Source organism: Stenotrophomonas sp. PS02298 (assembly GCF_029959445.1).
Classification (GTDB): Bacteria; Pseudomonadota; Gammaproteobacteria; order Xanthomonadales; family Xanthomonadaceae; genus Stenotrophomonas.
In genome coordinates this window covers 1-5,316 of record NZ_JASCOR010000223.1, presented here as the reverse complement: position 1 = coordinate 5,316, position 5,316 = coordinate 1, and the positions used below count along the sequence as shown (strand labels likewise).

At 64.2% G+C, this 5,316-nt stretch carries 3 protein-coding genes; all 3 read left to right on the top strand.

Going from position 1 to position 5,316, the window contains the following annotated elements:
* The first annotated feature begins 290 nt into the window (after positions 1 to 290).
* On the top strand, positions 291 to 1,223 hold the full coding sequence (locus tag QMX78_RS19905) for a cation diffusion facilitator family transporter (RefSeq protein ID WP_282272880.1): 933 nt from the start codon (positions 291 to 293) through the stop codon (positions 1,221 to 1,223).
* Positions 1,220 to 2,554, top strand: a complete 1,335-nt coding sequence (locus QMX78_RS19900) for an amino acid permease (RefSeq protein ID WP_282272878.1) — start codon at positions 1,220 to 1,222, stop codon at positions 2,552 to 2,554. The genes QMX78_RS19905 and QMX78_RS19900 overlap by 4 nt, the downstream gene beginning before the upstream one ends.
* Before the next feature lie 128 nt (positions 2,555 to 2,682).
* Positions 2,683 to 5,238 carry a DNA mismatch repair protein MutS gene (gene mutS / locus QMX78_RS19895; protein WP_282272882.1) on the top strand — a complete coding sequence of 852 codons (2,556 nt, stop codon included), beginning with the start codon at positions 2,683 to 2,685 and terminating at the stop codon, positions 5,236 to 5,238.
* Positions 5,239 to 5,316: the final 78 nt, after the last annotated feature.

Sequence of the window (5,316 nt, the reverse complement as noted above, 5' to 3'; positions counted from 1 at the left end):
CTCTTGGCTCTTGGCTCTTGGGTCTTTGCTCTTGGCTCTTAGCTCTTGGCTCTTAGCTCTTGGCTCTTGGCTCTTAGCTCTTAGCTCTTAGCTCTTAGCTCTTGGCTCTTGGCTCTTGGCTTTTAACTCTTAGCTTCTGGCTAAGGACTTTGACTCTGCATCTGTTTTGGCTCTGCGTCTGTTTTGGATACGCTCTACTGAAAATCTGCTCCACGTGCTTTCAAAGCGCCCTCACCCCAACCCCTCTCCCGTAAACGGGAGAGGGGCTTTCAAAGCCCAGCTCCTCTTACATGGCTACCGGGCCGCCGACCAACCAGATGACCAGCACCCGCCAGGAACAACGTGTATTGAAACTCTCCATCGCAGCGACCGTCATGGTCGCTGCGATCGGCTTCTTTGGCGGCATGCTCGCCCGCTCACAAGCGATCCTGTTCGATGGCATCTACAGCCTGGTGGATGTGGCACTGACACTGGTGGCACTTGCAGTGCTGCGCTTGATGGCCCGCGAACAGAGCCCGCGCTTCCAATATGGTTTCTGGCATCTGGAGCCCATGGTCGAAGCGCTGGGCGGTGCAATCCTCAGCCTGGCCTGCATCTACGCGTTGGCAAATGCAGTGATCGGCTTCAGCGACGGCGGCCACGAAACACGCCTGGGACCCGGTCTGCTCTGGGCCGGCCTGCTGGCAGTGGTGGATCTGGCAATGGCGGTGTGGATCAGCCGTCACGCACGGCGACTGCAATCCGGTTTGCTGCGCCTGGACGCACGCGCCTGGCTGCTGACCGGATTGATGAGCCTTGCCGTGGTTCTGTCATTCGCCATCGCTCTGGCACTGCGCGGTGGTGCGCATGAGCACTGGATTCCCTACCTCGACCCTTTGGTGCTCGCCTGTATCGCCTTGGCGACGCTACCGGTACCGCTGCTTGGGGCATGGAAAGCCGCACGCGAAGTCCTGCAGGTAGCGCCAAGCGAACTGGACCAACTCGTGCAACAGGTGATGCAGGCGTTCGTCGCCAAGCACCAGTTCGAAGGCTTCACCAGCCACGTCGCCAAGATCGGGCGCATGCAGTTCGTGGAGATCCATATCCTGACAAGACCCGATACCCAGCTCGGCAGCATCGGTGATGTGGACCGCCTGCGCGATGAAGTCGCATCGCAGCTGGATTCACGCTCTGGCCGCTTCTGGCTGACCATCGACTTCACCTCCGACCCGGCCTGGACATGAGCTCACCCACACCGAAGAAGATGGGCTTGACCATGGCGACCATGCTGGTTGCCGGCAACATGATCGGTACCGGTGTATTCCTGCTACCGGCCAATCTGGCCACCGTCGGCAGCATCTCATCGGTGGGCTGGCTGATCGCCACCGCTGGCGCCATCGCGCTGGGGCTGGTGTTCGCCCGCCTGTCACAACTCGATCCGCAACCCGGCGGCCCTTACGCCTATGCACGCGATGCCTTCGGCAACTACATCGGCTTCGTCAGCAACTACGCCTATTGGTTCGGCAACTGGATCGGCAACGTCGCCATCGCCCTGGTGGTGACCGGCTACCTGAGCCATCTCTGGCCCTGGCTGCAGGATGTGTATCCGCGCCTTGGCTTCACCCTGGCGGTGATCTGGCTGCTGAGCCTGGCCAACGCGCGCGGCGCCCGCTGGATCGGCGCGCTGGAGACCGGCACCTTGCTGCTGGCATTGATCCCGATACTGGGCATCGCCATCTTCGGCTGGTGGTGGTTCGACCCGGCATTATTCAGCGCCGGCTGGAACGTCAGCGGCATGGAAGACAGCGCCGCCATCTCACGCAGCGCATCCATTGCACTGTGGGCCTTCATGGGCGTGGAAAGCGCCGCGGTATCGGCCGATGTCATCGACAACCCCAAGCGCAATATTCCACTCGCCACCCTGCTCGGTCTGGCGCTGGCGGCGGTCATCTACATCAGCTGCTCGTTGGTGATCATGGGCATGGTACCGATGACGCAGCTGCGCGATTCCTCCGCACCGTTTGCAGATGTCGCACAGCTGATGATTGGCCCGTGGGGCGTGTTGGTCATCGCGCTGTGCGCGATCTTCAAGTCGGCCGGCGCATTGGGCGGCTGGATGCTGCTGGTCGGGCAATCGGCCAAGGCGGCAGCCGAGGACGGTTTGTTCCCGCGTGTGTTCTGCAAGCTCAACAAGCACGGCATGCCGGGTAACGGGTTGATGATCGTGGCGATACTGATGAGCGCATTGCTGCTGGTCACCTCCTCGCCCACCCTGGCCCGCCAGTTCGATCAACTCACCAATATCGCAGTACTGCTGACCATCATTCCCTACCTGTTCTCCGCCGGCGCGCTGATCTGCAGCACGCTCGAGCGCGGCGAGCAAGGCTGGATGCGCGCCGCCTGCCTGTTCACCGCCGCCGCGGCGATTGCTTATTGCCTGTACGCCCTGCTCGGGGCGGATGCCAGGCTGCTGGCCTACGCAACAGTGGCAATCCTGTTCAGCGCAGCCCTTTACCCGTTCTTCCGCCAGCGGATGCTGGACAGCGCCAGCGACGGCAGGGTCGAGCGCCGGTAGCCGAACCTGCCGCACAGTTCGTGCTGCGCCGGCCCAGCCCCTACAATGTCGCCTTTGTGGCAGCTCTTTGCCCGGCAAATTGAAGTGGACCCCGCGTGACCGAGAAAAAGCCCGAACACACCCCGTTGATGAAGCAGTTCTTCGCGGCCAAGTCCGAGTACCCGGACCTGCTGCTGTTCTTCCGGATGGGCGATTTCTACGAACTGTTCTATGACGACGCGCGCAAGGCCGCGCGCCTGCTCGACATCACCCTGACCCAGCGTGGCAGCTCCGGCGGCGCGCCGATCCCGATGGCCGGCGTGCCGGTGCATGCCTTTGAGGGCTACCTGGCGCGGCTGGTGGCGGTTGGAGAATCGGTGGCGATCTGCGAGCAGATCGGCGACCCGGCGCTGGCCAAGGGCCTGGTAGAGCGCAAGGTGGTACGCGTGGTCACCCCCGGCACCGTCACCGACGAAGCCCTACTGGACGAGCGCCGCGATACCTTGCTGATGGCGCTGTCGCGCAGCAAGGCCGGCTACGGTCTGGCCTGGGCCGATCTGGCCGGAGGCCGTTTCCTGGTCAATGAAGTCGATACCGACGATGCGCTGGAAGCCGAGTTGGCCCGGTTGGAGCCGGCCGAGCTGCTGGTGCCCGACGAAGAGAACTGGCCGGAGTTCCTGCGTCATCGCAATGGCGTGCGCCGCCGGGCGCCGTGGCTGTTCGATGCCGACAGCGGCCGCCGCCATCTGCTGAACTTCTTCAAGCTGCATGATCTCAGCGGCTTCGGCATCGACGACAAGCCGCGCGCCACCGGCGCCGCCGGCGCCCTGCTCGGCTATGTCGAGGAAACCCAGAAACAGCGCCTGCCGCACCTGACTTCCATTTCGATGGAGAACGCCGGCGAAGCAATCGCGATGAACGCCGCTACCCGCCGGCATCTGGAACTGGATACGCGCGTTGACGGCGACACCCGCAATACCTTGCTTGGCGTGCTCGACAGCACCGCCTCGCCAATGGGCGGACGCCTGTTGCGGCGCTGGCTGCACCGCCCGCTGCGCCTGCGCAACGTGCTGCAGCAACGCCACCACGCAGTTGCCACGCTGATTGATCGCGGTACCGACGCCGACCTGCGCGACAGCTTCCGCGCCCTCGGCGACATCGAGCGCATCCTCACCCGCATGGCGTTGCGCTCGGCGCGCCCGCGCGACTTCTCCACCCTGCGCGATGGCCTCGCCCTGCTGCCCGCAATCACCGCGCAGCTGGACACGCTGGATTCACCGCGCCTGCAACAGCTGCGCGCCGAGCTGGGCTCGCACGATGAAAGCGCCCAGCTGCTGGCCAGCGCCATCGCCGAGCAGCCGCCGCTGAAGCTGTCCGACGGCGGCGTGATCGCCGAAGGCTACGACGCCGAGCTCGACGAACTGCGCCGCCTGTCCACCCACGCCGACCAATTCCTGATCGACCTGGAAGCACGCGAGCGTCAGGCCAGTGGCATCGCCACCTTGAAGGTCGGCTACAACCGCGTGCATGGCTATTACATCGAAATCAGCAAGGGCCAGTCCGACAAGGCGCCGGTGCATTACACCCGCCGCCAGACCCTGACCAATGCCGAGCGCTACATCACCGAGGAATTGAAGAACTTCGAGGACAAGGTGCTGTCGGCACGCGAGCGTTCGCTAAGCCGCGAAAAACTGCTGTACGAAGGCCTGCTCGACATCGTCGGCCAGCATCTGGAACCGCTGAAGCGCTGTGCCGGCGCCTTGAGCGAACTGGACGTACTTGCTGCATTCGCCGAACGCGCACAGGCGCTGGACTGGGCACAGCCGGAACTGCAGGAAGATGCCTGCCTGCGCATCGAACGCGGTCGCCACCCGGTGGTGGAAGCCGTCCGCGATACGCCGTTCGAGCCCAATGACCTGGACCTGCACCCGGACCGCCGCATGCTGGTCATCACCGGCCCGAACATGGGCGGTAAGTCGACCTATATGCGGCAGAACGCTTTGATCGTGCTGCTCGCCCATATCGGCAGCTTCGTGCCGGCCAGCCGCGCGGTGATCGGCCCGATCGACCGCATCCTGACCCGCATCGGCGCCGGTGACGACCTGGCCAAGGGCCAGTCCACCTTCATGGTGGAAATGGCCGAGACCAGCTACATCCTGCACCACGCCACCGAGCACTCGCTGGTGTTGATGGATGAGATCGGCCGTGGCACCTCGACTTACGACGGCCTTGCCCTGGCTGACGCGGTCGCGCGCCATCTGGCCTACCAAAACCGTTGCTACACGCTGTTTGCCACCCACTACTTCGAGCTGACCGCCTTGGCCGATGAGAGCCACGAAGGTGGCAACAGCGGCATCGCCAACGTGCACCTGGACGCGGTCGAACACGGCGACACGCTGGTGTTCATGCATGCGGTGAAAGACGGCCCGGCCAATCGCAGCTTTGGTCTGCAGGTCGCGGCCTTGGCTGGCCTGCCCAAGTCCACGGTCGCGCAGGCACGCCGTCGTCTGGCGGAGCTGGAACAACGTGGTGGCGAGACCCAGAGCGCGGCAATGGCGCCGCAGGCACTGGATGCGCCGCAGCAGTTTGGTTTGTTCGCCGCGCCGAATTCAGCGGCCCTGGATGCGCTGCAGGCAATTGATCCGGACGAACTGACGCCGAAACAAGCACTGGAAGCGCTGTACCGGGTCAAGTCGTTGATCTGATCAGCAGCGGCCCTGTAGTGGCGGGCCCGGCGCGGGCCGCCGCCCCTCCGGCAGTGGCGCCGCCCGCGCGGGCCGGGG

What these genes read in the sequence shown, in the direction of transcription:
- QMX78_RS19905 (WP_282272880.1), top strand. Translation starts at nt 291, where the DNA reads ATGGCTACCGGGCCGCCGACCAACCAGATGACCAGCACCCGCCAGGAA.
- QMX78_RS19900 (WP_282272878.1), top strand. Translation starts at nt 1,220, where the DNA reads ATGAGCTCACCCACACCGAAGAAGATGGGCTTGACCATGGCGACCATG.
- mutS (WP_282272882.1), top strand. Translation starts at nt 2,683, where the DNA reads ATGAAGCAGTTCTTCGCGGCCAAGTCCGAGTACCCGGACCTGCTGCTG.